This is a genomic window from Zobellella sp. An-6, from assembly GCF_052487945.1.
The window spans coordinates 1,910,084-1,935,797 of the sequence record NZ_CP199259.1 but is presented as its reverse complement, the minus strand read 5'-3'; the positions used below and the strand labels follow the sequence as shown (position 1 = coordinate 1,935,797).

22 protein-coding genes and 1 riboswitch are annotated in these 25,714 nt (G+C 56.7%); of the genes, 12 read left to right on the top strand and 10 right to left on the bottom strand.

Going from position 1 to position 25,714, the window contains the following annotated elements; genetic code table 11:
- Positions 1 to 38: 38 nt before the first annotated feature.
- The 5 genes from ACT7DK_RS08935 to ACT7DK_RS08915 all read right to left on the bottom strand — a co-directional run bounded on the left by ACT7DK_RS08935 (position 39) and on the right by ACT7DK_RS08915 (position 6,432).
- On the bottom strand, positions 39 to 992 hold the full coding sequence (locus ACT7DK_RS08935) for a sugar-binding transcriptional regulator (protein WP_094038475.1): 954 nt from the start codon (positions 990 to 992) through the stop codon (positions 39 to 41).
- 76 nt (positions 993 to 1,068) lie between these two features.
- Entirely contained in the window at positions 1,069 to 2,214 is a 1,146-nt protein-coding gene (locus ACT7DK_RS08930) for an iron-containing alcohol dehydrogenase (protein ID WP_445398354.1), read from the bottom strand.
- Positions 2,215 to 2,313: 99 nt separating this feature from the next.
- A complete protein-coding gene (locus ACT7DK_RS08925) occupies positions 2,314 to 3,246 on the bottom strand; it encodes a sugar phosphate isomerase/epimerase family protein (RefSeq protein WP_096779050.1) in 933 nt (310 codons plus the stop codon).
- Positions 3,247 to 3,265: 19 nt separating this feature from the next.
- Positions 3,266 to 4,801: a glycerol-3-phosphate dehydrogenase gene (locus ACT7DK_RS08920; RefSeq protein WP_445398352.1), complete on the bottom strand. Its 1,536-nt coding sequence runs from the start codon at positions 4,799 to 4,801 to the stop codon at positions 3,266 to 3,268.
- Positions 4,798 to 6,432: an FGGY-family carbohydrate kinase gene (locus ACT7DK_RS08915; protein ID WP_096779048.1), complete on the bottom strand. Its 1,635-nt coding sequence runs from the start codon at positions 6,430 to 6,432 to the stop codon at positions 4,798 to 4,800. The genes ACT7DK_RS08920 and ACT7DK_RS08915 overlap by 4 nt, the downstream gene beginning before the upstream one ends.
- Positions 6,433 to 7,273: 841 nt before the next feature.
- Between ACT7DK_RS08915 and ACT7DK_RS08910 the strand changes: the two genes are divergently transcribed.
- The 7 genes from ACT7DK_RS08910 (at position 7,274) to ACT7DK_RS08880 (ending at position 15,797) form a co-directional block, all read left to right on the top strand.
- On the top strand, positions 7,274 to 7,924 hold the full coding sequence (locus ACT7DK_RS08910) for a DUF2291 family protein (RefSeq protein WP_445398349.1): 651 nt from the start codon (positions 7,274 to 7,276) through the stop codon (positions 7,922 to 7,924).
- Positions 7,921 to 9,480 (top strand): sugar ABC transporter ATP-binding protein, encoded by a 1,560-nt coding sequence (locus ACT7DK_RS08905; protein WP_445398347.1) that lies wholly within the window; start codon positions 7,921 to 7,923, stop codon positions 9,478 to 9,480. Before ACT7DK_RS08910 ends, ACT7DK_RS08905 begins: the two co-directional genes overlap by 4 nt.
- A gap of 54 nt (positions 9,481 to 9,534) precedes the next feature.
- The gene (locus tag ACT7DK_RS08900) at positions 9,535 to 10,563 is read left to right on the top strand and encodes an ABC transporter permease (protein WP_094038468.1); all 1,029 of its coding nucleotides are present in this window, start codon (positions 9,535 to 9,537) and stop codon (positions 10,561 to 10,563) included.
- A gap of 96 nt (positions 10,564 to 10,659) precedes the next feature.
- The gene (locus tag ACT7DK_RS08895) at positions 10,660 to 11,607 is read left to right on the top strand and encodes a D-ribose ABC transporter substrate-binding protein (RefSeq protein ID WP_094038467.1); all 948 of its coding nucleotides are present in this window, start codon (positions 10,660 to 10,662) and stop codon (positions 11,605 to 11,607) included.
- A gap of 97 nt (positions 11,608 to 11,704) precedes the next feature.
- Entirely contained in the window at positions 11,705 to 12,571 is an 867-nt protein-coding gene (locus ACT7DK_RS08890) for a DeoR/GlpR family DNA-binding transcription regulator (protein ID WP_445398344.1), read from the top strand.
- Between the two features lies 1 nt (position 12,572).
- On the top strand, positions 12,573 to 14,087 hold the full coding sequence (locus ACT7DK_RS08885) for an FGGY-family carbohydrate kinase (protein WP_096779047.1): 1,515 nt from the start codon (positions 12,573 to 12,575) through the stop codon (positions 14,085 to 14,087).
- A gap of 21 nt (positions 14,088 to 14,108) precedes the next feature.
- The gene (locus tag ACT7DK_RS08880; RefSeq protein WP_445398342.1) at positions 14,109 to 15,797 is read left to right on the top strand and encodes a glycerol-3-phosphate dehydrogenase/oxidase; all 1,689 of its coding nucleotides are present in this window, start codon (positions 14,109 to 14,111) and stop codon (positions 15,795 to 15,797) included.
- Positions 15,798 to 15,848: 51 nt separating this feature from the next.
- Here the strand turns inward: ACT7DK_RS08880 and mtnC are convergent, their stop codons facing one another.
- The 3 genes from mtnC to glpX all read right to left on the bottom strand — a co-directional run bounded on the left by mtnC (position 15,849) and on the right by glpX (position 18,900).
- On the bottom strand, positions 15,849 to 16,595 hold the full coding sequence (mtnC, locus tag ACT7DK_RS08875; protein ID WP_445398340.1) for an acireductone synthase: 747 nt from the start codon (positions 16,593 to 16,595) through the stop codon (positions 15,849 to 15,851).
- Positions 16,596 to 16,828: 233 nt separating this feature from the next.
- Positions 16,829 to 17,497: a 3,4-dihydroxy-2-butanone-4-phosphate synthase gene (ribB, locus tag ACT7DK_RS08870; RefSeq protein ID WP_445398338.1), complete on the bottom strand. Its 669-nt coding sequence runs from the start codon at positions 17,495 to 17,497 to the stop codon at positions 16,829 to 16,831.
- 127 nt (positions 17,498 to 17,624) lie between these two features.
- A riboswitch (FMN riboswitch) is annotated at positions 17,625 to 17,782 on the bottom strand.
- Positions 17,783 to 17,931: 149 nt separating this feature from the next.
- A complete protein-coding gene (gene glpX, locus ACT7DK_RS08865) occupies positions 17,932 to 18,900 on the bottom strand; it encodes a class II fructose-bisphosphatase (protein WP_096779045.1) in 969 nt (322 codons plus the stop codon).
- 327 nt (positions 18,901 to 19,227) lie between these two features.
- Between glpX and ACT7DK_RS08860 the strand changes: the two genes are divergently transcribed.
- Positions 19,228 to 20,211: a sugar-binding transcriptional regulator gene (locus ACT7DK_RS08860; protein ID WP_094038462.1), complete on the top strand. Its 984-nt coding sequence runs from the start codon at positions 19,228 to 19,230 to the stop codon at positions 20,209 to 20,211.
- A gap of 370 nt (positions 20,212 to 20,581) precedes the next feature.
- Here the strand turns inward: ACT7DK_RS08860 and ACT7DK_RS08855 are convergent, their stop codons facing one another.
- Positions 20,582 to 21,496: a LysR family transcriptional regulator gene (locus tag ACT7DK_RS08855; protein WP_445398335.1), complete on the bottom strand. Its 915-nt coding sequence runs from the start codon at positions 21,494 to 21,496 to the stop codon at positions 20,582 to 20,584.
- A 110-nt stretch (positions 21,497 to 21,606) separates the two neighbouring features.
- Here ACT7DK_RS08855 and ACT7DK_RS08850 point away from each other — a divergent pair, with 110 nt between their 5' ends.
- The 4 genes from ACT7DK_RS08850 to ACT7DK_RS08835 all read left to right on the top strand — a co-directional run bounded on the left by ACT7DK_RS08850 (position 21,607) and on the right by ACT7DK_RS08835 (position 25,318).
- On the top strand, positions 21,607 to 22,767 hold the full coding sequence (locus tag ACT7DK_RS08850) for an alanine racemase (protein ID WP_445398333.1): 1,161 nt from the start codon (positions 21,607 to 21,609) through the stop codon (positions 22,765 to 22,767).
- Positions 22,768 to 23,055: 288 nt separating this feature from the next.
- A complete protein-coding gene (locus ACT7DK_RS08845; RefSeq protein WP_445398331.1) occupies positions 23,056 to 23,430 on the top strand; it encodes a RidA family protein in 375 nt (124 codons plus the stop codon).
- Between the two features lie 46 nt (positions 23,431 to 23,476).
- Positions 23,477 to 24,739, top strand: coding sequence for a dicarboxylate/amino acid:cation symporter (locus tag ACT7DK_RS08840; protein ID WP_445398329.1), 1,263 nt, complete (start codon positions 23,477 to 23,479; stop codon positions 24,737 to 24,739).
- A gap of 213 nt (positions 24,740 to 24,952) precedes the next feature.
- On the top strand, positions 24,953 to 25,318 hold the full coding sequence (locus ACT7DK_RS08835) for a hypothetical protein (protein WP_445398327.1): 366 nt from the start codon (positions 24,953 to 24,955) through the stop codon (positions 25,316 to 25,318).
- On the opposite strand, the gene ACT7DK_RS08830 is transcribed toward ACT7DK_RS08835, so the two are convergent.
- The gene (locus tag ACT7DK_RS08830) at positions 25,284 to 25,664 is read right to left on the bottom strand and encodes a VOC family protein (RefSeq protein WP_445398325.1); all 381 of its coding nucleotides are present in this window, start codon (positions 25,662 to 25,664) and stop codon (positions 25,284 to 25,286) included. The two genes, ACT7DK_RS08835 and ACT7DK_RS08830, sit on opposite strands and share 35 nt — an antisense overlap.
- Between the last annotated feature and the right edge of the window lie 50 nt (positions 25,665 to 25,714).

Here is a 25,714-nt window from a genome sequence, read left to right as displayed (position 1 = left end):
GCACCTGGTTATGCCGGAATATTCATTCAGAGTCGGCGCTAGCCGAGCAGGGCCTGAGCCGTGCGTTCATCCGTGATCAGCCCCGTCAGAATGCGGCTTTTCAGTATTGCACGAATGGCGTCGATTTTTCCGGGACCACCCGCAACCGCGACCACCTGCCCCTCTGGGTTGGTAGCGAAAGGAATCGACAGAATGCGAGCCGTCAGACGGGTATTCAGCAAGTTTCCCGACCTATCGAAAAAGTGGCCCGCAGCCTCGCCAACACCACCGGCTGCCGAAATCTCCTCGATTTCTTCACGGGATATAGTCCCAGACGAAACCAACTGAGCTGTCGTATCCACTGTGCCTATACCCAGCAGCTTGACGTCGGCGTGTTCGGCCATGGCAAACACATCACGAACACCTCTCTGAGAGAGCAGGACTTCACGGTCTTCGACCGTATTTGCCAACAACGGTACGGGCATAATGTAGGCAGGCGCTCCGGTCTTACTCGACATCCAGTAAAGGACGTCATCCCGGTTTACCGCATAATCTCGCGTAAGTCCGCCGATAAGGGAGACAAAACGGACATCGTGGGCCTCCATTCGAGGCATATGAGAAATAGAGGCTGACAATGAGCGCCCCAGCGAAAGGCCGATCGTCATTGGCTTCCTGCTGGCCAGTTGCTGCCGCAGAAAACCTGCGCCCGCCTGTCCTAGGGCACGTAGCGGTATGCCCTCCTCCCCCAGATCCGGCGCAACCTGACAATAGCTGAGGCCATAAGTCCGCAAAAGCTGATTTTCCAAACCCACGCACTCGGTAATTTCGCCATCGATCGTCACTTTGATTGCGCCATCCGCAACCGCCCTGGCTATCAGACGGTGTGTTTTCACGGAAGTCAGGCCCAAGCGTTTCGCGACAGCCGCCTGGGTCAAACCACCCACGTAATGCAGCCAGGCGGCGCGAATGGCAAGAGACTCTTCGTTATCAAGGTTGAGATCTAATTTTTCCATCTGGTACTCGTTGTCAATTTATCCCCAAGGCAATGCATGACTGTTTCTGGTTTTGCCGCTAAAGGGCAAAGGCCGGTCAAACTGCAGCCTCCAACAGCTCGATCAGGTCGGCTTCCGTGAGTGCGACCGGATTCGCTTTCATCGATGAAGAACTGGCGGCAGCATGAGCAGCGGCAAGCCTGTCCGCACGGGTAACACCCAGTGAGGCAAGCCCCTTGAGACCCGAATCCTTGATCCACAGATCAAAGTCGTTCAGGGCTCTTTCCGTACGGAAGCCGAATTCAGCCGATATCCATGCGACGACCTGGTTGATACGGTCCACGATTTCGGGGTCTCTGGCCCTGTTCAGATTCATCATCAAACCATGAGGCAACAGGACACCACAGATTGCACCGTGCGGAGCATGACTGATACCGCCGATAGGTCCGGCCAGTCCATGAACCACTCCGAGCCCCGCATTCGCTAACGCCATGCCGCCACATACGCTGACCCATGATAGCTCATCGCGCGCGTTGACGTCTTCGCTCTGCATCAAACGACGCAACGCCGCAAGCCCGCGAGGGATGGCGTCTCGGCAAAGCACGTCGGTCATCGGGTTTGAATGCTTGCAAATAAACGGCTCGATCACTTGGGTGATGGCGTCAAGACCGGATGCCAGGGTCACCCGATACGGGGTACTATCGGTCAAGGCAGGATCCACAAGCGCCAGCCTCGGCAGCAGGCGTCTATCTCGCAAACTGACTTTGCGGCAGTGCTCGGGAACATCGATCACCGCGTTACGGGTAAGTTCGGCGCCGGTGCCGGAGGTGGTGGGCACGGCGACCAATGGCAGTGGTTCAATATTGAGCGGTAACCCCTTGCCAACAACCTCAAGGTGATCCAGCAGAGGGGTAGGGCTTGGAATCATCGCCGCCAATGCCTTGCCGGCATCGATCACCGAACCACCACCTATCGACAAAACCAGTTCAGCGCGGTGATGGCGCCCCTGCTCTATTCCCTTTTCGATAAGATCGATATCCGGCTCCCGCTCGACAACGAAAGTACTCAGCACCAGCCCTGCCTCTTCCAACCCCGTTATGACAGACGCGGTTCTCTCGGCATTACGCCCCCGTACTACCAACACGCGTTTGCCAAGCACCGTGACCCGAGCAGGCAGGGTGGCTACCTCTCCGCGACCGAAGCACAATTCAGTCGCCATGCTAAAACCAAAATTTCTGATCAAGGCTCTTTCCTTTGACTATGCGTTCCTGGGCAGCAGAAAAAAACCTTCACCTGCTGACACAGATGAAGGTCAAGGCACAACCCACTTCCGCCCCAAACGTTAAATGTTAAGCCTGTCTATACCTGAATCCAGGTAAGGAGCCCAAAAGGCCACACTCTCCGCGATATGTGCCACAACCTGGCGGTCTGTCGGCTCACGCTCTTTGAAACTCAATTCAAGACAGATCTCGTTATCCACTGCACCGCCCCGTTCCAGCGCTTCGAGCAGAGGCTTTGGTTGAATCTGGCCATTGGCATTGTATTCAGCGATAAAGGGGCGATGCCCTCCCTTGTCCATAAGGCTCTGCTTGATGTGAATAATCGGAGATACGCGCGGCACAGCCTGGGCCCAAGCATAGGGATCGTAATCCTCCGGGTTCTCGGACATTACATCACCGTGATCGATATCCGCCATCATCCACATGGGAATTGCCATGTTAGCATCGTTCAGACGCCGTTGCAGAGCCATACTGCTCTCAATCGTCTCACCAAATTCTCGGCCAATGCTCATCGGCTCCCAGAAGACATACTCCAACCCCGCCGCTTTTGCATGTTCGGCCACTTCGGACCAGCAATCGATCGCGATCCGGATCAGCGCCTCACGGCGCCCCGGATCATCAAAATCCCGATATGTCATAATTGCGAACTGGGTGCCGACCGCCTTGCCACCGAGATCGGCGGTAATATCGGCGAAGGTTTTGAACCAGTCCACGTAGTAACGCCGGACATCAGCGTCAGGGTGGCCAAAGTGATTCAGTCGGCCATAGGGGCCGGTCATTCCCGACGTGACTCTGACACCGGTGCGATCCAGCGCCGACTTCATCTGCCTTGTCAGGCGCCTGATGACGGATGCAGGCCAACTGGGGTTGATGAACTCATGGGTCAGTTGCAGATCCCGAACCTTGATCTGATGGGCCACGGTGTCAATCAAATCATCCGGGTCTGCAAAACGGTTAACCAAAGGGTTGGTGTTAAGAGCTAACGTAAGTGCCATTCAATCTACCTCTCTATAATCAGGATACCGCCGACAGACTCACTTCAGCCTTGAGCGGATAGTGATCAAACAGCCAGGCTTCTAATTTTGCCTTCTCCTCGTCATTCAAACGCAACCCTTCCTTGGTCCGCCGCGACAGTATGTCCTCTGCAGTCTGCGCCCACTCGTTCTCTACCAGATAGCGCACTTCGGCTTCATACAGGTTGGCCCCGAAGTACTGGCCGAGTCCCTTCAGTGATTGTACCTGACCGATGATCTGTCCGGTGATGCTGCCATAGAGACGGCCATAGTGGTCCAGCAGGCTACGTGGAAGCCAGGCATACTTCTGGCGCAGACTGTCGAGAAATTGCACATAGTCCGCATCAGGAATGTCGCCCCCCGGAAGCGTTGCCGAGCGGGTCCAATCCGGCCCCATGCTCGGGAACAGTTTGGCGATACGCTGCAGTGCATGCTCGGAAAGTTTGCGGAAAGTCGTGATCTTGCCGCCAAAGACATTCAACAGCGCCGCCCCCTCGGTCTCATCGAGATCAAAAACGTAATCGCGGGTAACTGCCGATGGGTTCCCTTGGCCGTCATCAAACAGTGGCCGAACACCGGAAAAGGTTTCGATCACATCCTCGCGACGCAATTGCTCCTTGAAGTAGCGATTAACCGCCGCCAGCAGGTATTCGATTTCACTCTCGTCTGCAGTCACCTCCTCGACCCGACCCTCGTACGGAATATCCGTAGTGCCGATCAGCGCCTTATCTCCCTCATAGGGATTGATGAAAATCACGCGCTTGTCGTGGTTCTGGAACAGATAGGCCTGCTGACCCTGCCAGAATTTAGGCACGATAATATGGGAACCTTTTACCAAGCGAATGTTCCGGTTGCTCCTGGCCCCGGCCACATCATCAATCACGTGCCGGACCCAGGGACCTGCGGCATTCACCAATACCTTGGCACGCACCTGCTGTTGTTCACCGGTGACCTCGTTGCGAGTCGTCACCAGCCAGGAACCTCTGTCCCGGCGTGCCGAGACACAACTGGTCCGGGTCAACACCTGCGCTCCCCGTTGTGCCGCATCCAATGCATTCAGGATCACCAGCCGGGCATCATCCACCCAGCAGTCGGAATACTCGAAGCCCAGGGGATAAGTATCCTTGATCGGCGCCCCCTCGGGATCACGGTGCAAATCAAGCGTACGGGTACCCGGCAGTTTTTTGCGCCCTCCGAGGTGGTCGTACAGAAACAATCCCAAACGCACCAGCCAGGCAGGACGATCCTGCTTGCTGTGTGGCAGTACGAAGCGCATCGGCCAGATAATGTGGCTGGCAGAATTCAGTAACACCTCACGCTCGATAAGTGCCTCGCGAACCAGACGAAACTCGTAGTATTCCAGGTAACGCAGGCCACCGTGCACCAACTTGCCGGAGCGGGATGAAGTGCCCTCTGCCAGGTCGTCCTTCTCACACAGAATCACCGACAGGCCTCGTCCTGCCGCGTCACGAGCAATGCCAGCACCGTTAATGCCACCGCCAATGACGAAGATATCCACCATCTGTTCTGTATTCATTCCTTTGCTCCTTTTAATTCCGATGCCGACCGTTGATCCGAATCGGAAACTTGGGACTTGCTGTATTCGCTCGAAGATGGGTGTTGCTGACTGACAAGCCGTCCCCATACCCCGGAGAGTGATTCGCGAACTTCACGGTATTCGGTGAAGAGGTCACTGTAGCGGGACGTTAGCTCCGCCTTGGCGGCTTCGACGTCACCGAGCAATGGGCTGACCCAATCGGCAATACAAGCATCCATTGAGTCGTAGATACCGTTGGCAACCGCCGCCATCATCGCCGCCCCCGCCGCGCCCGCTTCCTCCCGCGCCGACACTCGAACAGACGCCCCCAGTGAGGCAGCCAGGATGGCACGTATCTGAGGCGAGCGAGCCGCACCGCCACTCAATCGCAGTTCATTGGGTAATGGCCCCATGGCGTTGTAACAATCACGCATCGCCATCCCCAGCCCTTCAACAACGGCACGCACCAGATCGGGGAAACGATGCTGGTATGAAAGTCCGACAAAACTGGCGCGGGCATGGGCATCGACAAAGGGGCCTCGTTCACCGGCTTCTGATATATAGGGGTGATAAAGAAGTTGTCCCGTTGGGGACTGAGCCAGCCACTGATCGACTTTGGGTACGAGATCGCTCAAGTTGCTTGTCAGGCCCGCCGAAGTGAGCAGATCTGCCGCCAGGTTCAGTAGCCAGTCAAGATTCAGGGTTGCCGCCATGTTGGACTGAACCTGAGTAACGCGCCCCGGAATAGGCAACGCAATAACATAACCCGTCCCTTCAGGGTTCAGGTACACTCGATCCGCGGCGACAGAACGCATATGCACGCCAGTAGAGCCGATCACCGAGCAGGCTACCCCCTCTTCTCCCGTGTGGACACCGGCGCCAAGCGCCGTCATCACCATGTCGACATAGGCCAGGGATACCGGTGTACCCGCCTTGAGTCCGGTCATTCTGGCAGCCTCAACCGACAATGGATGCGCGACCTGTGAACCATCGACGATATCGGGCAGAAGTGAACGATGGGCTGTCAACCCCAGCGCTTCGATTACGCTGTCTTCATAGCGACGGGTCCTGAAATTACCAAAGGTAAAGCAAGCCTCGGAAGGATCTGTCGCACGCACTCCGGTAAGATTCAAATAGAGCCAATCTTTGCAATGCATCGCGCAATCGGCCCTAGCCAGCAATGCCGGTTCGTGCTTGGCCATATGAGCCAGTTGACTGCCCTGCTGACAAGCATTCAGTCCTGTGCCCGTGGCTTCGAACCGTTTTCGGGATAAATAAGAACCGTTCAGATCTCTTACGGTGGGTGCCGCGCGCGCATCCAACCAGATCCAGGCGTCGGTAAACGCCCTGTTTTCGGCGTCTACCAGCCAGGTACCGTCACCCTGTGCGGTGACAGATACCGCCAGTGTGCGCTCTGCCAGCCCCGGGACTTTCTCGGCCAACACCCGCAATGACTGCGCACAATCACACCAGGTACGTACCATATCCTGGGTGGCCATTCCCCCCGCTCCGGTACGATACTCATTGCGCACCGAGGCGACAGCTATCTGCCGGCCACGGGTATCGAAGGCGACTGATTTGATAACGGATGTACCGGCGTCGATGCCGATGAGAATATCTGCAGAGTTCATAGGGACAGCCCTCCTGCCGGCTTCTGCCAAAAAAAGCAGCTATGTCGCTTGAGGTAGATCATCTTGACTCCCAGGAATTGATGGAAGCCGCTGGGTATGTCCGGAGAATGCTCTCACAGAGATAACACAGAGACTGAAATTTTTTCACATGCCTGTAAATTATTTCGGTTAACCCATCTACTGTCAACCTCAAAGTTTCCCACCTCTTCCCCCTCAGCTCGTCGCTTCCTCCGGCATCACCATCGGCAACCGACTAGCCTATGGCCACCGGGACGACTCGTAAAAAACGATCAAGAATAGATATAAACATTTGTTTTTTAATAAATTTATTAAATGTCTCAACCATGCTCTAGAGCGTCATACGGCCAACTGCTGACTATAGAAATGCCAGGGCTAGAAAAGTTGACTGAGCTCACACAGCTAAGACAACAGTGATATTTTTATCCATCAATGTAAAAAATTTCATTGACAGTCAATGTGATTTGTCCGACTGTAAACGGAGAATTTCACGTTAACTTAACACTTGGTACACATTGCAAGGATGCTGCGCGGACTAGGTTTGCTCGTTGAAAATCACAGACAAACAGCATGCTTGAGCTTGGAACGAGACAAATAGCAATGATCCAGACGAGTTCAATATCCGTAGTACAAAGTTCACCGCTACACCCAGGGCGCACTCAAGGTGAGTGCAGAAATCTGCACATGCATCGCCCCGCGTCTATTCATTCCTGTTCACCTCTGCCCAAGCTGAGGCCTCCTCATCGGGCAGCAGTTGGCCAACACATTATTCGTTCTTGTCAGGCAGATAGTTCCTTATGCCTGTGTCAGATGGGTACTCAATATGCAAACTGAATTGTCTCAACGCTTAGCGTCCCAATCCCGTCGCCGCTTGTTCACAGGAGCAGCCGTTGCAGCCGTCCTCGTTTCGGCCATGGCCCTGGACACCAAGGTGATCGTTTTAGGCTCGGATCAAGACATCCGCCAGCAAGCCTTCTCGCCCGATGCCTATGGTCTGCAAGAGTTTCCGCGGATCCGACATCACATTCTCGAGAATGCCGTCGATGCCAGGGTGCTGTGGGAGGATATCCAGCTCGACAAGGCTGCGGCTGGCCAGAAGTATGGTGTCAGCGTCGGTGCCGCCTCGGTGATTCCCGTCTCCTTCAGCGGCACAGTAGGCAGCGGTAATGCAGGCATTTACTACGTGGATGTGGAAGGCATGCCCGACGGTCAGAAAATACGGATTCAGACAGGGCCCGCCATTCACGGAACGGACATCCGTGACGCCACAGGCACTATCGAGTTCGGTCAATTCAAAAACCAGATCGAATATCAGGACGTAGGGGCTGCCCTTAACAGGGCGATGAAAGATGAAGTCCTGGCGTCCATCGACACCTCGTCACTGACCGGCAAAACAGTTGAGGTGACAGGCGTGTTCAAGTTGATTAACACAAATAACTGGCTGGTTACTCCAGTAAGGCTGGAAGTCAAATGAGTATTAATGCAAGTGATGTTAGGGAAATCCCTCGCGAGCACCCGGATAAGGCAGAGGTAGTGCTGGCTGCACGTCACATTGCCAAGTCCTACGGCAATACCCATGCGTTGAAGGGGGTAAACTTCGATATTCATCGCGGTCAGGTGACTACGCTCTTCGGAGAGAACGGAGCAGGGAAGTCCACGCTGATGAAGATCCTGTCGGGCGTTGTGATGCCGACATCCGGTGACATCCTGCTGGACGGGGAGGCAGTGGCCTTTTCATCCTCCTCCGAAGCTCAGGAGCGGGGTATTTCCATCATTCATCAGGAGCTAAGCCTGGCCCCCAACCTCAATGTCCGCGACAACATTTTCATGGGCCGAGAGATAATGACAGCCTCGGGTATCGATTACGCGGAGGAAGAGCGACTGACGCGGCAGTTGATGAAAGAGCTGGAAGAGGATATTGACCCCCTCACGCCCGTGGAGGAACTACGCCTGGGACAGCAGCAGATCGTTGAGATTGCGCGCGCCCTGTCGGTTAACTCTCGCGTATTGATCATGGACGAACCCACCTCAGCCCTGAGCGCGTCCGAAGTTGAGGTGCTGTTCAAGGTGATTCGCGACCTGACCAGCCGCGGTGTTTCCATCGTGTACATATCCCATCACCTCGAAGAGGCATTGCAGATTACCGATCATGCTGTCGTGCTGCGCGATGGCACCATGACCGCCTACGCCCAGCGGAAGGATATCGATCTGGAGTGGATCGTCCGCCATATGGTCGGCGAAAACTTCGATCTGGGATCCCCTCCGAGCGGTTATGAGATGGGAGAAAATGCTCTGACGATCAAGGGCCTGAGCGTTACCAGCGAAAGTGGCGGCTACAACCTGGTCGATAACTTGTCCCTGAATGTACGTGCCGGTGAGATTGTCTGTATCTATGGTCTGATGGGGGCAGGAAGAACCGAACTCATGGAATGCATCGGCGGGCGGCTCAAAGCCTCCTCCGGCCAGGTACTGCTGCATGGTCAGGAAGTCTCCGGTCTTTCGATCGGACAGCGTATTCAAGCAGGCCTGGTTCTGGTGCCCGAAGACCGTCAGCGCGACGGTTTGGTACAGACCATGAGTGTCGGGCAGAACCTCTCACTGGCCAGTATCGGCGCCTTTACCCGCCGGCTCGTAACATCGCTGAAAGATGAGCAACGGATCATCGACACCATGATCCGTGATATTACCGTCAAGACTGCCGGCGGTGAGGCGGAGATAGGTTCCCTCTCCGGCGGAAATCAACAGAAAGTGGTCATTGGCAAGATGCTGGCCACTCATCCCAGCGTGGTGCTGCTGGACGAGCCCAGCCGAGGTATCGATATCGGGGCCAAAGCCGAGGTATTCAAGTTATTGGCGGAACGAGCCAAATCCGGACTCGCTGTCATTTATTCCACCTCAGAGGTCGGAGAATGCCTAAGCATCGCACACCGCATCATCGTGATGCATCGCGGTCGCATAGCTGCTGAGTTTGGTCCATCCGTGACTAAAGAAGAGATCATGGCGGCTTCCGGTGAATCGGTAGTCCACTAATACATTCTGACATGCGAGGTATAAAAAATGACAGCTACTATTGGAAGTCAAGCAATGTATAAGACAGAGAGTAAGACCGGAAAAAGTCTGAATATCGGCCGTCTGCTACTCGAAGGACGAGCATACTTCGCTCTTATTGCAATCATCATCGTTTTTTCTTTAATGTCACCGAACTACTTAACGGTGAATAACCTGCTCATCATGTCTTCGCACGTGGCTATATTCGGGCTGCTCGCAATCGGCATGCTGCTGGTCATTCTCAACGGTGGTATCGATCTGTCCGTAGGCTCTACCCTTGGTCTTTCCGGTGTGTTTGCCGGTTATCTGATGCAAGGAGTACAGGTTGATGCCATGGGGGTTATTCTCTATCCGCCGGTCTGGGTTGTCGCATTACTCACCTGTATGTTGGGCGCCGCCATCGGCATCATAAATGGTGTTCTGATCGCTCATTTCCGCGTTCCCCCTTTCGTCGCCACATTAGGCACGCTTTATGTCGCCAGAGGTGCTGCTTTGCTGATGACCGATGGCCTGACTTTCAATAAACTCGCAGGCGCGGAAGAGCTCGGTAATACCGGTTTTGACTGGCTTGGTTTCAACCGACTGGCCGGCATTCCCATCAGTGTGATTATCATGGTGGCAGTCGCCATTCTCTGCGGGATAATGCTCAGTCGTACCGCCTTCGGCCGCTGGCTCTATGCTTCTGGCGGCAACGAGCGCGCAGCCGAGCTGTCTGGTATCCCCACCAAGCGCGTCAAGATTGTCGTGTATATGTTGTCCGGCATCTGTGCAGCCATAGCAGGTCTGGTGCTGTCGTCACAGCTGACCTCGGCAGGTCCTACCGCCGGTACCACTTACGAACTGACAGCGATTGCGGCTGTCGTCATTGGCGGAGCAGCCTTGACCGGCGGACGCGGTAACGTCCGCGGCACCCTGCTTGGCGCATTTGTTATCGGTTTCCTGTCTGACGGTCTCGTGATCATCGGTGTTTCTGCTTACTGGCAGACCGTATTCACGGGAGCAGTCATTGTCCTTGCTGTTCTGCTGAATAGCTTGCAGTACAAACGCAAAGGTAAAAGCAGCTGACATAAAAACTGATTCATACCCTGTGCGGCTCGCCGGATCGGGTAAGGAAAACCCGCCGAGTCTCGGCAATCGAAAAACCAAAATGGAGTTTACAGCATGTTGAAATACACTAAACGTCTTCTGGCAGTTTCGGCTGCAACCCTGTCGCTAATGACCACCTCGGCCTGGGCGGATGGACTTATTTCAATCATCGTCAATGATCCTTCCAACCCTTATTGGCGCACCGAGGGAGAAGTCGCTAAACAAACTGCAGAAAGCCTGGGCTACCAAGCCACAGTTGCTGCACACCGGGGGGATACCAACGCCGAGAGCAACTTGATTGATACTGCAATTACCAACAAGTCCAAAGCGATCATTCTTGACCCGGCCAATGCGGACGGCTCTATCGGTGCCGTACGCAAAGCCCATAGCGCGGGCATTCCCGTCTTCTTGATCAACGCCGAGATCAACGAAGAAGGGCTGGCCAAAGCCCAGTTGGTATCGAACAATGCACAGGGGGCAGAACTCGGTGCCATGCAATGGGTCGAAAGCATGGGTGATACCGGAAAATATGTAGAGCTGCTCGGGGCTCCATCCGATAACAACTCGCACACACGTTCAAACGGCTACGTTACGGTTCTTAGCCAATATCCCGATCTGGTCCGGGTGGCCGGCGACATCGCCAACTGGGATCGCACCCAGGGCTATACCAAAATGCAGTCGATGCTGCAGGCCAACCCCAATATCACCGGCGTCATCAGCGGTAATGACGAAATGGCGCTGGGTGCCATCGCAGCCCTTAAAGAAGCGGGCAAGCTGTCTCAGGTCAAGGTTGGCGGCTTCGACGGCTCCCCTGATGCAATTGATGCTATCAGGGCGGGAGAGCTGGAATACACCGTCCTGCAGCCTGTCGCAGTGTTTGCCGAAGCCGCCGTACGCCAAGCCGACAACTACCTGCGTACCGGCAGTACCGGCGTCGATAGAGAGAAGCAACTGTTCGATTGTGTCATCGTCACGGCCGACAACGTCGACAAATACACCTCCCCCTTCGTTCTTACCCAGTGATCCGACCTGAAGGTGCCCTGTGGGCACCTTCCTTTTTTGCTGCTTCAGCAACTGTTTCAGCATTCCCGGTCTGGATCAAGTTATGCGGAATATAGCAATGACCAGAAAAAAAAATGCCCCCGCACTCGATCTCATTTTCAATGACGTCATCCCCTCCGATAGCCGTCAGGCCAGGCAGCTTACGCGTCGACAACTGATTGTAGAGGCAGTGATCCAGGAAGGTTCAGTGCGTATTGAAGATCTCGTTGAGCGTTTCGGTATCAGCCTGATGACCATTCACCGGGATCTGGATGAATTAGAAGAACGGGGCTTGCTGCGCAAGGGACGAGGCATCGTTTCAGCAACACCCACCAGCTTGGTCGAAGCCAGCGACCTTTATCGCTCCTCCCGACAACTGAGAGAAAAGCAAGCCATTGCCAAGGCAGCCGTTGAAAGCATAGAGCCTGGCCAATCACTGTTTCTCGACGATTCGACCACTGTGTTTCAGATGGCACGCTTGCTCCCCGGCAAGGCTCCCCTGACCGTGATAACCAACTCGTTGTCGCTGATTAACGAAATGAAAGACAGCAGCGACATCAACCTGATTAGCCTGGGAGGACAATACCAGAGCTGGTGCAACGCTTTTCTCGGTCAGATTACCCGTCACGAAATATCCATGCTCAGTGCCGACCTGTGTTTCGTTTCCATGTCAGCCATCGTCAACGGCCAGATCTTCCATCAGTCTCCCGAAATGGTTGAGACCAAGAAGGCCATGTATGACTCTGCCAGCCGGCGCATTCTGCTGGCCGATCACACCAAATTCGAAAGAAGAGCGCTGTACCGCTATTTGGCGTTGGCTGACTTCGACTTAGTAATCGTTGATGAACTGACCCCTGAAAGTGAGATAGACAAGATACGAAACCAGGGCATAGAGGTCCGCATCGCCAAACTGGGCTCTTTACACTCTGTTCACAACGGGGAGTGACATGAAATATATCCTAGGAATAGACAGCGGACTGACCGTCACCAAGGCAGCGGTTTTCGATAGCAACGGTCGCACAGTGGCAGTATCCAGGCGGCGATTGCCACAATTGCTGCCGCAACCCCACCGGGTCGAGCGGGATATGCACATGCTGTGGCAACAAACCGCGGAGGTTATCAAGGAAGCCATTCATCACAGCGGATGCCGGCCATCGGATATAGCCGTGGTCTCGGTAACAGCTCATGGAGACGGAGTTTATCTGCTCGACCACCAGCAAAATCCTCTTGGCCCCGGCATACTCTCTCTCGATACCCGCGCTCACCCGATCGTTTGCGAATGGCGAGAGCGGGGCCTGGACAGGGATGCAATAACGCTCTCCGGCCAGGTTCCTCACCCATCGGCGCCTTCCGCCTTACTGAGCTGGATACAGCGGCACCAGCCGGAGCGCTACAAGAAGATAGGCACCATACTGAGCTGCAAGGACTGGTTGCGCTATTGCCTGAGCGGTTCGCTGGGCACAGACATGACCGAAGCCAGCACATCGTTTACAGCCGTCGAAACCCAACAATACGACGGCGCTATCCTGCAGCTCTATGGCCTTGACTCACTCTATTCAGCACTTCCTGAGATGGCCCCGTCGGCCCAGATCGTCGGAGCGGTCACAGCAAAAGCCGCCGGGCAAACCGGATTGCTTGAGGGTACACCGGTTGCCGCTGGCCTCCACGATGTGACGGCATCGGCCTTGGGCATTGGGGGGCATAGTCTGCACAATGCCACTATCGTGGCCGGAACCTACTCCATCAACGAGGTCCTCGCCGATCAACCCAAGCTGGACCCAGGCTGGTTCTGCCGTAATTCCATCGAGCCCGGACTCTGGCACTGTATGTCGATCTCGCCCGCCTCGGCCACCAACTACGACTGGTTTATAGATACCTTTTTCGCATCGGAACGAGAAGTATCCGTCTCTATTCACCAACGCCTGAACGACGAATTGACAACGGCGATGCAAGCGCCCAGCGCCACTCTATTCCACCCTTATCTTTTCGGATCACCATTTGGTGGCAACAGCAGTGGGGGTTTCTTGGGCGTTCATGGCTGGCATGACCGAGGCACACTACTGAAGGCAGTAATCGAGGGGATAGTGTTCAACCACCGCTGGCACGTGGAAAAGCTCCAGGGCAGCTTTCCAATCCAGCATATTCATCTCACGGGTGGAATCTCGAGAAACACCAATATTGCCCAGATGTTTGCCGACATATTGGGTCTGCCTGTCGATGTGAGTACGACGGAGGAACCCGCTGCCTGGGGGGCTGCCCTCTGTGGTGGCGCAGCAACCGGCCTGTTCGAAAGCGCTTTTTGCGATCCCAGGGAGCTCAGCACTCTCAGGCATACCTATCAGCCTCGAACCGAACGCACCGAGCTCTTCGATGCTCGCTACCGAATTTTCTGTCAGGCAGCGGAGCAACTACAGCCAATCTGGGATGCGCTGGCGTCGCACCCCATGCCACAGGGACTTTGAACCAGGAGCAGATAAATCAAGATGCAAGCAACTTCACCCTCTATATCAGAGCCTTGTGCACCGACTCCGGTCGATGTACTGATTATCGGCGCCGGGATAAATGGAGCAGGCCTGTTCCGAGACCTCTGTGAGCAGGGCATCACAGCGATGCTGGTCGACAAGGGCGATTACGGCTCCGGCACCAGCGCTGCGCCCTCACGACTGATCCATGGGGGCATTAAATACCTGGAAACAGCCGAGTTGCGACTGGTCGCCCAATCGGCACTAGAGCGCAACCTGCTGCTTAAAAACGCACCGCATCAGGTGCATCCCCTGAAGACGACGATTCCCATCTTTTCCTGGTTCAAGGGAACAACGGCGGCACTGCGTACCCTGTTTGGCAGCACCTCGGCCCCCCGGAGTCGGGGCGCCGTGCTCGTCAAGATCGGACTCAGGCTTTATGACTATTTTGGCGCCCAGAATCGGGTCATGCCCAGACACCGGATGCTTTCCAAAAAACGGGCTTTGAGCATATTGCCCAACCTGACGAATCGCATCGTCGCGGCCGGCGTCTATTACGATGCGAAAGTCAACTACCCCGAACGGTTGGTGCTGGAGCTGGTGCAGGATGGACTCGGTGCCAATCCCAAAGCTCGGGCCTTGAACTATACCCGGGTACTCGGTCAGACATCGGGTATCGTCGAATTGCAAGGCGATAGCGGCCAGCGCTACCGTGTGCAGCCGAAAATCGTGGTCAACGCGGCCGGTCCCTGGATTGACAAGGTGAATCAGTCTCTTGGCGTCCAAAGCACGCTCATAGGCGGTACCAAGGGCTCACACGTTATAATTGACCATCCTGAGCTGGCGCAACAACTGAAGGATCAGATGATCTACTTCGAAGCCGATGACGGTCGTATCTGCCTGATCTTCGAATACTTGGGGCGACTGATCCTCGGCTCCTCCGATATCCCCCATGACGATCCCGACCAAGTAGGCTGTACCGAAGCCGAACTGCAATACTTTCTCAACAGCGTGCGCGCCCTTCTACCCGGAACCCAGATCACTCAAGAGCAGATCGTCTATGCCTATTCCGGAATACGACCTTTGCCCCGCTCCCAAGCCAGGGAGCCTGGATTAATCAGTCGTGATCACTCAGCTCCTCGCATCGACGCCACTCCGGAGCGGCCCTTCTCAATACTGTCATTGGTCGGTGGCAAATGGACCACTTTCCGGGGCTTTGCCGAAGAGGTAGCCGATACGCTCCTTGAAGAGCTGAAACATCCTCGCAAGTGCTCGACCCGGCAACTCAGCATCGGCGGAGGAGCCGGCTACCCTGAACCCCATGAGCGCCATGACTGGATCAGAGCACTCGCCGACAACACCGGCCTGACCGAAGTACGTATCCAACAACTGCTGGAGCGTTACGGCACCAGGGCAGCAGCGATAGCACAACAAGAAAGCACAACGAACCGGAAAGAAAAGCTGGAGTCGGGCACCGCATACAGTCCGGCCGAGCTCGACTGGATAGCGCGTCACGAACAGGTCGTGCACCTGGATGATCTGCTCATTCGCCGGACAGCGCTTGCAGTACGCGGCGATCTCGATATTGCAGGAATAGAGGAAATATCCGCTATTGTGGCAGCGGCGCTGGGGTGGCCGGAATCAGTGAGACTGGACGAGGTAAAAAAAAGCATTGAGCTTCTGCGAACAAAGCATCAAGTGAAACTCTGATTGTTGAATCTGTGGCTGCTCCGCCCGACAAAGGGAGCAGCCACCTTCCTATTAAAATTCGAATACGGCATCCAGCTCATCAAAACTGCTGACTGACGGGTGTCTGTCAGCGTTATCCGGACTGTCACCGCGGATCAACAGGCAGGTCTGCATGCCTGCCTCTGCAGCCGCATCCAACTCCTGAACAACGTCCGATAGAAAGAGGACTGCGCCGGCTTCACAAGCTATCGACTCGATAATGTGGCGATAGGCGACCGGTTCACGTTTTGCGCCTATTTCGGTATCGAAATAGCCGCTCAGAAACGGCGTCATGTCTCCCTCAACGGTATGTCCGAAGATGCCAATCTGTGCGTCAACAGACCCCGACGAGAAAACATAGACAGGAATACCGTTCTCGTACCAGCCTTTTATGTGCGTATAGGCATCGGCATATACATGGCTGGTAAACAGCTTTTCCTCGAAGGCCTGCTTCCAGACTTTCCCCTGCAACGCCTTTAGCGGTGTAGCTTTGACATCCTGTTCTACCCACTGCAGCAACTTCCCGATGACGACATCCGGCTCAGTTGAACCAACCTCCTGTTCTACCTGCGCCAAGTAGCGCCTGATCTCGGGATCGGTCCAGTATGCCTTTACAAATGCAGGTAGGTGCTCCTTCGAATAGGGGAAAAGCACCTGATGGACAAACTCGATATTGCTCGTTGTACCTTCTATATCAGTCACGACCGCTCTAATCTTCATCATCTGCCCCTTACAGTGTTTATTACTCTGGTTGAAAGCCGCCGCCGCGACCGTTTTCATTCCCAGCCATGCAGCAGCATAGTCAGTTCCTCAGCTTGGCGAACTTTTCGACCACGAGCCCAAACCCCGAAATAGCATTAAACATCAACGGCAAACTCAGGAAACGCATTATGCCAAGGCCGAGATCTCGCCAGGTCTGAGGCCCTACCCCCACCATTGGGTCGCCGATACATTCTGGCAACAAGCCGCCCACCCTTGGTGAGCGGCCTCGAATTTTACGCCGGCCCCCTTATTCAGCCAGCCTCGGCCAGCAGTTCGCTGCGGTATTGGACGATGTCCTCGATGGTCAGCACCGGCATGTCGTGCCGCTTGCCGAAGGCCACGATTTCCGGCAACCGGGCCATGGAGCCGTCCTCGTTGGTCAGCTCGCACAGCACCCCGGCGGGCTTGAGCCCCGCCAGTTTCATCAGATCCACGGTGCCTTCGGTGTGGCCGCGCCGGCTCAATACTCCACCAGGCTGGGCCTTGAGGGGGAAGATATGGCCGGGACGGGCCAGGTCGGCGGCCCGGGCGCCGTCGGCGATGGCGGTCCTGACCGTGGTCACCCGGTCGGCGGCGGACACGCCGGTGCTCACCCCTTCCTTGGCCTCGATGCTGACGGTAAAGGCGGTCTGGTTCTTGCTGGAGTTATCGACCACCATGGGCGGCAGCTCCAACCGGCGGGCCAGCTCGTCGGTGATGCACAGGCAGACGATGCCGCTGCATTCACGGATCATCAGCGCCATCTGCGCAGAAGTCAGGCTCTCGGCCGCATAGATGAGATCCCCTTCGTTTTCCCGGTCTTCATCATCCACCACCAGCACGCCCTGCCCGACTCGCAGGGCGAGCAGGGCGCGTTCCACGCGCTCGATGGGGGTACCGAATTCGGCTAAAAGAGAAGGACTTTGAACAAACTGATTCATGGTAAAAGCTCCTGTTGCTACCAGAATCAGGGCATGGGAACAGTGGCTTTCCGCCAGGGAAAGCCTTTCAGGATACCGGCAAAACGACGATGCGACACCGCCGCCCTGGGGCGGCGGAGGCCGGCTCCCTTATCCTCTTCCATCCGGACTATCACCGTCGGCTCTGGCGTCTCACCAGATCTGCTGACCCCGGCCACAGGCCGGGCGCTCGCGGGCTCGTTGCCACCCATGGGGCTGCTGCAACATACCGCCGGTGGGGACTTTCACCCCGCCCTGAGAATAAGTAAATAAAATAAAACACCGCATTGGCGGCACGGCATTGTACGACACCGGCGCCCAAGTTTTAAACCAATATTGCACCCAGCCTATGGCTGTGCAGCCCCGGGCCATGCGGACAAGGGACGCACCTTGCGGCAGGTCCCGCCCGAACCGCCTCAGTGCTGGGCGCGGATGCGTCGCACCGCCTTGGTTTGGCCGCAGATCACCAGCGTTTCCGTGGTCAACCGGCCATCGTCGTAGCGACGGACGCCTTCCAGCAGCTCGCCCCCGGTGATGCCGGTGGCCAGGAAAGCGATGTCGTCGGAGCGAACCATCTCCTCCAGCGTCAGCGCCGCTCCCGCGACCACGCCCATCTCCCGGCAACGACGGGCCTCCTGCTCACTGGCGGCGTCGTTGGCGGGGCTCGCCCCCTTGGCCTCGCTGCGCAGCAGCAGTCGGCCCTGCATGTCACCCCCCAGGCTGCGCGCCACCGCGGCGGAAATCACCCCCTCGGGCGCACCGCCGATACAATACATCATGTCGATGCCGGTATCGGGCAGGCAGGCCAGCACCGAGGCCGCCACGTCACCGTCGGGAAAGGCGAATACCCGTGCCCCCAACCGGTGCAGCTCGGCAATCACCGCCTCGTGGCGGGGCTTGGCCAGCGTCGCCACCGTCAGTTCGGACAACGGCTTGCCCAAGGCTTGCGCCACCGCCCGGGCATTGTCGGCCAGGGAGCGCTGCAGATCGATACTCCCCCTGGCCCCCTGCCCCACCACCAGCTTTTCCATGTACATGTCGGGTGCCGAGAGAAAACTCCCCCTGGCTCCCGCCGCCAGCACCACCAGCGCATTGGCCTGGCCCATGGCGGTCATGCGGGTGCCTTCGATGGGGTCCACCGCTATGTCCACGGCCACACCGCCCCGTCCCAGTTGCTCGCCGATATAGAGCATGGGCGCCTCGTCGATTTCCCCCTCGCCGATCACGATGCGACCGTCGATCGGGCTCTGATTGAGCAAGTCGCGCATGGCCACCACGGCGGCCTGGTCGGCGGCGTTCTTGTCGCCGCGGCCCAGCCAGGCGTAGCCGGCCAGAGCCGCGGCCTCGGTCACCGCGCTCAGGCGGTAGAGCAGGTCCTGATCCATCTAAAGCCTCCCTTCAAGATATGGCGCCGGCAGGCTGCCGCGCACCTTGCTGGTCGAACACAGGGTAGCGCCGCCACCAAACAAATGTCAATGACAAAAACAAATGAACAAAGCACGCATTCTGATGAAATCCCACAAACATTCTAAAATCACAGTTAAACCGCAAAAATCGTCAAAATAATGACTAATCAAGGCCATGACCCGCCATAAATCAGCACATCATTAGTTATTAATAAAAACTTATGTCACAAACACCCGTGCGACCGGCTTCTGTTACTTAAGTGCCTGATGTAGAATGACCGCCGGATAAAAAGGGGGAATCTTCATATGCTGGATCGGCAGGAAAGCGCGGAAATCGCACTGATGACGGAAATCGCCACGCTCTATTACGTGGAAGGCGAGACCCAGGAGGCCATCGCCCAGCGCCTGGACATGTCCCGCATCAAGGTCGGCCGCCTGATCAAGCGGGCCCACGCGGTCGGCATCGTCGACGTGCGGGTGCGCCACCACCCCTCGGTGAGCGCCGATATCGAAAAGGCGCTGATTGAACGTTTCGGCATCAAGCGCGCGCTGATCGCCCTGGATCACACCGACCCCGAACGCCAGCGCTCGGAGGTGGCGTCGCTGGTGGCCGATCACCTCACCCGTCAGCTCAGCGACGGCAGCGTGGTGGCGGTGGGCATGGGCCGCAATGTGGGCGCGGTGGCCGACAATGTGTTTACCGACAACAGCTACAAATGCTCCTTCGTCTGCGCCATCGGCGGCTCGCTCAAGGCCGGCGAGTACATGAACCCGGATCACATCTGCCGCCGCCTGGCCGCCAAGTTCGGCGGCGACAGCGAAACCCTCTATGCTCCCGCCCTGGTGCAACACCCGGAGCTGCGCCAGCAATTGCTGGAAAACAGCACGGTGCGCCAGACCCTGGATCGGGCCCGGCGCGCCGACATGGCGCTGATCGGGGTGGGCGACATGAGCGAAGACAGCAACATGGTGCGCATGGGCTGGTTCTCCCCCCAGGAGATCGCCGAGGCCCGGCTGTTGGGCACGGTGGGCGACATGATGGGGTACGACTTCATCGACATCCATGGCCAGACTTCCCAGACCAAGATGCAGGCCCGGGTGATCGGGCTGACCATCGGCGATCTGGCGCGGATCCCGGACGTCATCGCCATCGCCAGCGAAAGAACCAAAGCCGCCGGCATCCTTGGCGCCCTGCGCACCGGGGTGATCGACACCCTGGCCACCAGCTCGGCCAACGCCCTGACGGTGCTCAGCCTGGACGACGCCACCCGTAAAAAAGAGCAACCATAACCCTCGTATTGAAGATACTCATCCGCATCTCACCCTGAGCCCTGGCCGGCCACAAAACCGAGCCAGGGCATGCCTCGTGTCGCGCCGCTCTATGGGGCGTTTCCACACTTGTCATATCATGCTTCAGGCGATACCCAACAGTTGTAACCGCAGGAGCCCGGCCATGACCTCGCCCACCGAGAAGGCATACCAGCCGCGCCGCTATCTCCTCGACTGGCACCAACGTTAGAGCGGCAGCCGACCCGGCCTCTTCGCACAGGGCCAGCATGCGTCTCGCCATGGCCGTTTTTCAGGAATGGATTCTCGCGGCCGTGAACACCGCTACCGAGGTGAAACCTGAGGGACATGGTGCCGGGAAAACCGATAGCCGCTACCCGGCCAGCCAGGGCGCCGGCTGCAGGCCGGCTTTGAGCGTGGCGAGAAAACCGGAGACCCGGGCGGAGCGTTCCCCTCCCCGGCCGCTCACCAGGGCGACGATGTCGGCATCCGGCAACCGGTAGTCGGGCAGCAGGCGCACCAGGCCGCCGCTGTCGATAGCGGCCTGCACGTCCCACTCCGAACGCATGATGATGCCGAGCCCGGCCAGGGCCCAGTCCTTGACCACCCGGCCTTCGTTGCTGGCCAGTTGCGGATGTATCCGGATGACCTCTTCCTTGTTGCTTTTCCGCTGCCTGAAGGACCACAAGGTCACATCTTCGTTGTTTTCCCGCAGGGCGATGCACTGGTGCTGGAGCAGCTCCCTCGGGCTGCGCGGCTCGCCGTGGGCGGCCAGGTAAGCGGGCGAGGCGCAGATAAAACGCCGGTTTCTGGCCAGGGTCACCATCTTCAGGGAGGAGTCCCTCAGGGCGCCGATGTAGATGATCACATCCCACTTATGGCAGCTGGACCAGACGGGGTTATCCGAGAGTTCCAGCTCAACATCCAGCTGCGGATGGGCCCGCTTGTACGCTCCGAGCAGGGGAGCCACGTGCTCGTTGCCGAAGCCCAGCGGCGCCAGCACGCGCAGCTTGCCGCTGACCAGGCGTTTTCGATCGGCCAGTTGTTCCTGCAGTTCATCCAGCTCGTTCAGGATGGGCAGCCCCTTCTCCAGCAGCAACAGCCCTTCTTCGGTCAGGCTGATGGTGCGGGAAGGCCGTTGCACCAGGGGCGTCGAGAGTTTGTCTTCAATGTGCTTGAGCCGCTGGGTAACGGAAGGCGGGGTCACATTCATTGCCCGGGCAAGGTCGGCGAGCGTGCGATGGCCGGCGAGCATCCTGATAAAGCGCAGGTCTTCCGTGCTGATCATTAAGATGAAACCTAATTAATAAGTAAGTTTTGATTAATATTTATTAAAGCATAGTTCCTCCATACTCCACACCACCAACATTATCAAAGCAACGGCGGAGGAACGTCATCATGCAAACCCATACAGGATCAACGCAGGCACCGGCCCATGGCCATCTGAATACCCCTTTCCTGATGGTGGACAAACCCAAATTCATCAATAACCTGAACCGGTTGCGCTCGCTGATAGCACCCTTTGGCGTGGCCCTGCGGCCGCACTTCAAGACCATACGCGCCATCGAGGCGGCGGCTTATGTGCTGCCCGACGCTTCATCGCCCGTCACCGTGTCCACCCTGCGGGAAGCGGAAGCGCTGGCGGAGGCGGGCTATCACAACATCACCTACGCCGTCGGTATTTCGGCGGCCAAGCTGCCCCGGGTAGGCGCCCTGATTGAACGAGGGGTTACCCTCACCGTTCTGCTCGACAGCCTGGAGCAGGTGCAGGCGGTCAACGACTACTGTGCCGTCCATCGGTGCACCATTCCCGCCCTGATCGAGGTTGACTGCGATGGCCACCGCGGCGGCATCCTCCCCGAAGATCCGTGGCTGATCGAACTGGCCCGCTTGCTGGCGGACGGGCCGGCCCACTTCCAGGGACTGTTACTGCACGCGGGTGAGTCCTATCGCTGCTACCGGCGGCAGGGGCTGCAGGAAGCGGCGGACAACGAAGTCGCGGCCGCGCTCAGGGCCCGCAACGCCCTGGCCGCACGGCAGATCCCCTGCCCGGTGGTCAGCGTGGGCTCCACCCCCACGGCGTTCAGCTACCGGCAACTGGAGGGCGTGACCGAGGTACGCGCCGGCGTATACAGCTTTTTCGACCTGGTGATGGCCAATATCGGCGTCTGCGAACTCGAGGATATTGCCCTCAGCGTGGTCGCCACCGTGATCGGCCACAATCGGGACAAGGGCTGGGTGCTGGTGGACGCGGGCTGGATGGCGCTGTCTGCCGACCGGGGCACGGCCAGGGCACCGGTCGATTACGGTTATGGCCAGGTGGCGAACGCCGGTGGCGCCGTGATGGCGGGCATGCAGGTGCTCAGCGCCAATCAGGAGCACGGCATCATCGGCCGGGTGGATGGCCATCCGCTCTGCTTCGAGGATTTTCCCATCGGCAGCCGGGTGCGTATCCTGCCCAACCATGCCTGTGCGACCGCCGCCATGCACGATCAGTATCAGGTAGTTGATGATCTGAACGGAACCCTCGAAGTCTGGCACCGGATCAAGGGGTGGTAACTGCGGCAGCGCCGACGCCGTGGCGGTGGATGAGGCAATAATTAAATAACGGCTCCTGATAGTGCTGCATCGACCGGGCAGCGCACAACCATTGCAAACAGGCTCACACCAGGGCGAGATTTTATCGTGCCGTGATGAGCCTGCTCGGCCTGAGCAAATATTCAGTGAATATTCACAGCAGGTTGCGACGGCGTTCACCACGTCCAGACGTGGTTTCATTAAACGCCAGTCCAATACAACATTGGAATCAGTTATTAAAAATCACTTATTAACATTGGAAAACGCATCATGAACATTTCAACCAAGAACGCACCAGCACCCTTTGGTCACTATTCCCAGGCAAAAATCGGAGGCGATATCATTTTTATTTCTGGACAACTAGCCGCAGAAAAAGATGGGATCCATTGTTTTGACAAATCGTTTTCTGAACAAACCAGACAATGCCTTAACAATGTACTGGAAATCGCCAGAGCGGCTGGTGCAGAAAAACATCAGATATTAAAAGTGACCGCTTACATTGTTGGAGTGGAACACTGGTCTGAATTCAACAGAATATACTCGGAAATATTTGGCGAAACCAAGCCTGCCAGATCCGTTGTTCCCGTACCAGAACTGCACCACGGTTATCTGATTGAAGTCGAGGCCTTTGCACTATCTGAATAGAAAACAGATGGATTTTTTAACACAACAGGAAGTTGAGGTATAAAATATGAGCAATCATCATGAAGCCACCGTACAAATAAGCGAAACCAAAGCCTCTAACATGGCGTTATGGAAGAAAATTTTAATCGGCATGCTCTTAGGTGCACTAACGGGGTCCTTCCTCGGAGAGCAGGCTGTCATGCTGGAGCCGATCGGGATTTTTTTTCTTAACCTAATAAAAATGTTGATCGTTCCCCTCGTTTTTTGCTCACTGGTAGTCGGGGTTTCGTCGATAAAAGACGGCAATAAAATGGGTCGTCTAGGGCTGAAATCGTTTGTTCTATACCTCTTGACTACGGCCGTTGCCATTACCGTTGGGCTACTGCTGGCCGGCGTGCTGCAGCCAGGAAAAGGAATGGATATGGCTGCTGCCGTTACCGCACCGGTAATGAGTGAGCCACAGACACTGATCCAGAGCCTGCTGAATTTAATCCCTCAAAATCCGGTCGCTGCGCTGGCAGAGGGTAATATTCTGCAAATTATTCTGTTTGCATTGGCATTGGGTATTGCCCTGAGCCAATCTGGTGAGAAGGGACGGGCTGCCATTACTGCACTGGAAAGTTTAGCCGAAGCAATGTATAAGCTCACTGCCATGGTCATGCGTCTGGCTCCGGTCGGCGTATTTGGTCTTATCGCCTGGGTGGCAGGCAAGTATGGCTTCGAGGTTTTGCTATCACTGGGCTCGGTGATTATTGCTGTTTACATCGGCTGCCTAATACAAGTACTGCTTGTTTACACTGGCATCATTGGTCTTCTTGCTCGTTCAAATCCAATTGTATATCTTAAAGCAATCATTAACCCTGCCATGGTGGCCTTTTCCACTGCAAGCAGTTCCGGTACCTTACCGGTAACCATCAGGCATGCTCAAGAAGACTTGGGGGTTTCCAAATCCGTCTGTGGTTTCGTCTTGCCCCTGGGAGCCACCATCAACATGGACGGAACGGCCCTTTACCAGGGAGTGACTGCTCTTTTTATCGCCCAGGCTTTTGGCGTAAGCTTGGACATGGTGGATTATTTCACTATTATCACTACCGCCACCCTGGCCTCTATTGGTACCGCCGGTGTACCTGGCGCGGGACTGATTATGCTCTCTCTGGTACTGACGTCCGTTGGTTTACCGATGGAAGGTTTGGCCATCATCGCTGGCGTGGATCGTATCCTGGATATGGCCAGAACATCCGTCAATGTCTGCGGGGATATGATGGTCTCCATGATAGTGGCCAAAAGTGAAGGAGAACTGGAGGCCCCCTCAGCCGGTACCGTGATCTAAATAGCTGTTCCTAATAGTGCTACATCGGCCGGGTCCCGCACGCAGACACGCCGTGAACCCATCCCTGGGGGCTCCGCCGCGCCATCCCTGGCGCGGAGGGTCTGCTTAGCGGAACCCAGTCGCTGCCGGTAGTGATCTACCATTCGGAACAGTTATTTAGCCTTCAATAAAAAGGAACCTCTTGGATATTATGGGGTTCCTTGTTCCACAAACATGAAAGCTAACCGCGTATTCAACTCACAAGTGCAACAACCGCCAGGCGCCCTTTTATACCAGCGCCCGCACCTCGCCAGCCCGCGGCACAAGGTGCGGGCAGGCGCGGTACGGGGCACTTTCGAGTCGATGGTCGAGCTGTCGGATCACCGCGGATTGATAGAGAACTGTTTCGGCCTGCCCTGCCCGAAAATATTCATGTACGGCGAGCAGAACATCACCCTCACCTACCTGCGCCATATCGAGGAGCAGGGCGTGCGGCTGGCGGGAGTCCAGTACACGCTGTCATGGACCTTCGCCTTCGCGGAGGTGACCACAATGACTCTGCCGGTCAGCGTGTTATTTCGGCTATCTCGACCAGGTTGAGATCCGGGTCGCGCAGGTAGATGGAACGGATGAGGCCGGTGGCGCCGGCGCGCATCACGGGCCCCTCGATAATTTTTGCCCCTTTTTCCCGCAGCAGGCGGATCACCTCGTCCAGGGGGCGGTCGGCGATGAAACAGAGATCGAGCGCCCCGGGCACCGGGGTATGGGCCTTGGGCTCGAACTCCTTGCCCCTGAGGTGCAGGTTGATCTTCTGGTTGCCAAAGCGCAACGCCTTGCGCCCCTGGCCGAAGCGTTCCAGCTCCATGCCCAGCAGATCGACATAAAATCCGATACAGGCCGCCTCATCCGCGGTGGTGAGAACCAGGTGGTCCAGACGATCTATCATTGTTCTTCCTCATCATCTTGCCGGTTTAATCGACCGGTTACCGCCGCAAG

Bases quoted from the DNA above. Each gene is read 5' to 3' on its own strand.
- ACT7DK_RS08935 (WP_094038475.1), bottom strand. From the start codon at position 992: ATGGAAAAATTAGATCTCAACCTTGATAACGAAGAGTCTCTTGCCATT.
- ACT7DK_RS08925 (WP_096779050.1), bottom strand. From the start codon at position 3,246: ATGGCACTTACGTTAGCTCTTAACACCAACCCTTTGGTTAACCGTTTT.
- ACT7DK_RS08920 (WP_445398352.1), bottom strand. From the start codon at position 4,801: ATGAATACAGAACAGATGGTGGATATCTTCGTCATTGGCGGTGGCATT.
- ACT7DK_RS08915 (WP_096779048.1), bottom strand. From the start codon at position 6,432: ATGAACTCTGCAGATATTCTCATCGGCATCGACGCCGGTACATCCGTT.
- ACT7DK_RS08910 (WP_445398349.1), top strand. From the start codon at position 7,274: ATGCAAACTGAATTGTCTCAACGCTTAGCGTCCCAATCCCGTCGCCGC.
- ACT7DK_RS08905 (WP_445398347.1), top strand. From the start codon at position 7,921: ATGAGTATTAATGCAAGTGATGTTAGGGAAATCCCTCGCGAGCACCCG.
- ACT7DK_RS08900 (WP_094038468.1), top strand. From the start codon at position 9,535: ATGTATAAGACAGAGAGTAAGACCGGAAAAAGTCTGAATATCGGCCGT.
- ACT7DK_RS08895 (WP_094038467.1), top strand. From the start codon at position 10,660: ATGTTGAAATACACTAAACGTCTTCTGGCAGTTTCGGCTGCAACCCTG.
- ACT7DK_RS08890 (WP_445398344.1), top strand. From the start codon at position 11,705: ATGACCAGAAAAAAAAATGCCCCCGCACTCGATCTCATTTTCAATGAC.
- ACT7DK_RS08885 (WP_096779047.1), top strand. From the start codon at position 12,573: ATGAAATATATCCTAGGAATAGACAGCGGACTGACCGTCACCAAGGCA.
- ACT7DK_RS08880 (WP_445398342.1), top strand. From the start codon at position 14,109: ATGCAAGCAACTTCACCCTCTATATCAGAGCCTTGTGCACCGACTCCG.
- mtnC (WP_445398340.1), bottom strand. From the start codon at position 16,595: ATGAAAACGGTCGCGGCGGCGGCTTTCAACCAGAGTAATAAACACTGT.
- ribB (WP_445398338.1), bottom strand. From the start codon at position 17,497: ATGAATCAGTTTGTTCAAAGTCCTTCTCTTTTAGCCGAATTCGGTACC.
- glpX (WP_096779045.1), bottom strand. From the start codon at position 18,900: ATGGATCAGGACCTGCTCTACCGCCTGAGCGCGGTGACCGAGGCCGCG.
- ACT7DK_RS08860 (WP_094038462.1), top strand. From the start codon at position 19,228: ATGCTGGATCGGCAGGAAAGCGCGGAAATCGCACTGATGACGGAAATC.
- ACT7DK_RS08855 (WP_445398335.1), bottom strand. From the start codon at position 21,496: ATGATCAGCACGGAAGACCTGCGCTTTATCAGGATGCTCGCCGGCCAT.
- ACT7DK_RS08850 (WP_445398333.1), top strand. From the start codon at position 21,607: ATGCAAACCCATACAGGATCAACGCAGGCACCGGCCCATGGCCATCTG.
- ACT7DK_RS08845 (WP_445398331.1), top strand. From the start codon at position 23,056: ATGAACATTTCAACCAAGAACGCACCAGCACCCTTTGGTCACTATTCC.
- ACT7DK_RS08840 (WP_445398329.1), top strand. From the start codon at position 23,477: ATGAGCAATCATCATGAAGCCACCGTACAAATAAGCGAAACCAAAGCC.
- ACT7DK_RS08835 (WP_445398327.1), top strand. From the start codon at position 24,953: ATGAAAGCTAACCGCGTATTCAACTCACAAGTGCAACAACCGCCAGGC.
- ACT7DK_RS08830 (WP_445398325.1), bottom strand. From the start codon at position 25,664: ATGATAGATCGTCTGGACCACCTGGTTCTCACCACCGCGGATGAGGCG.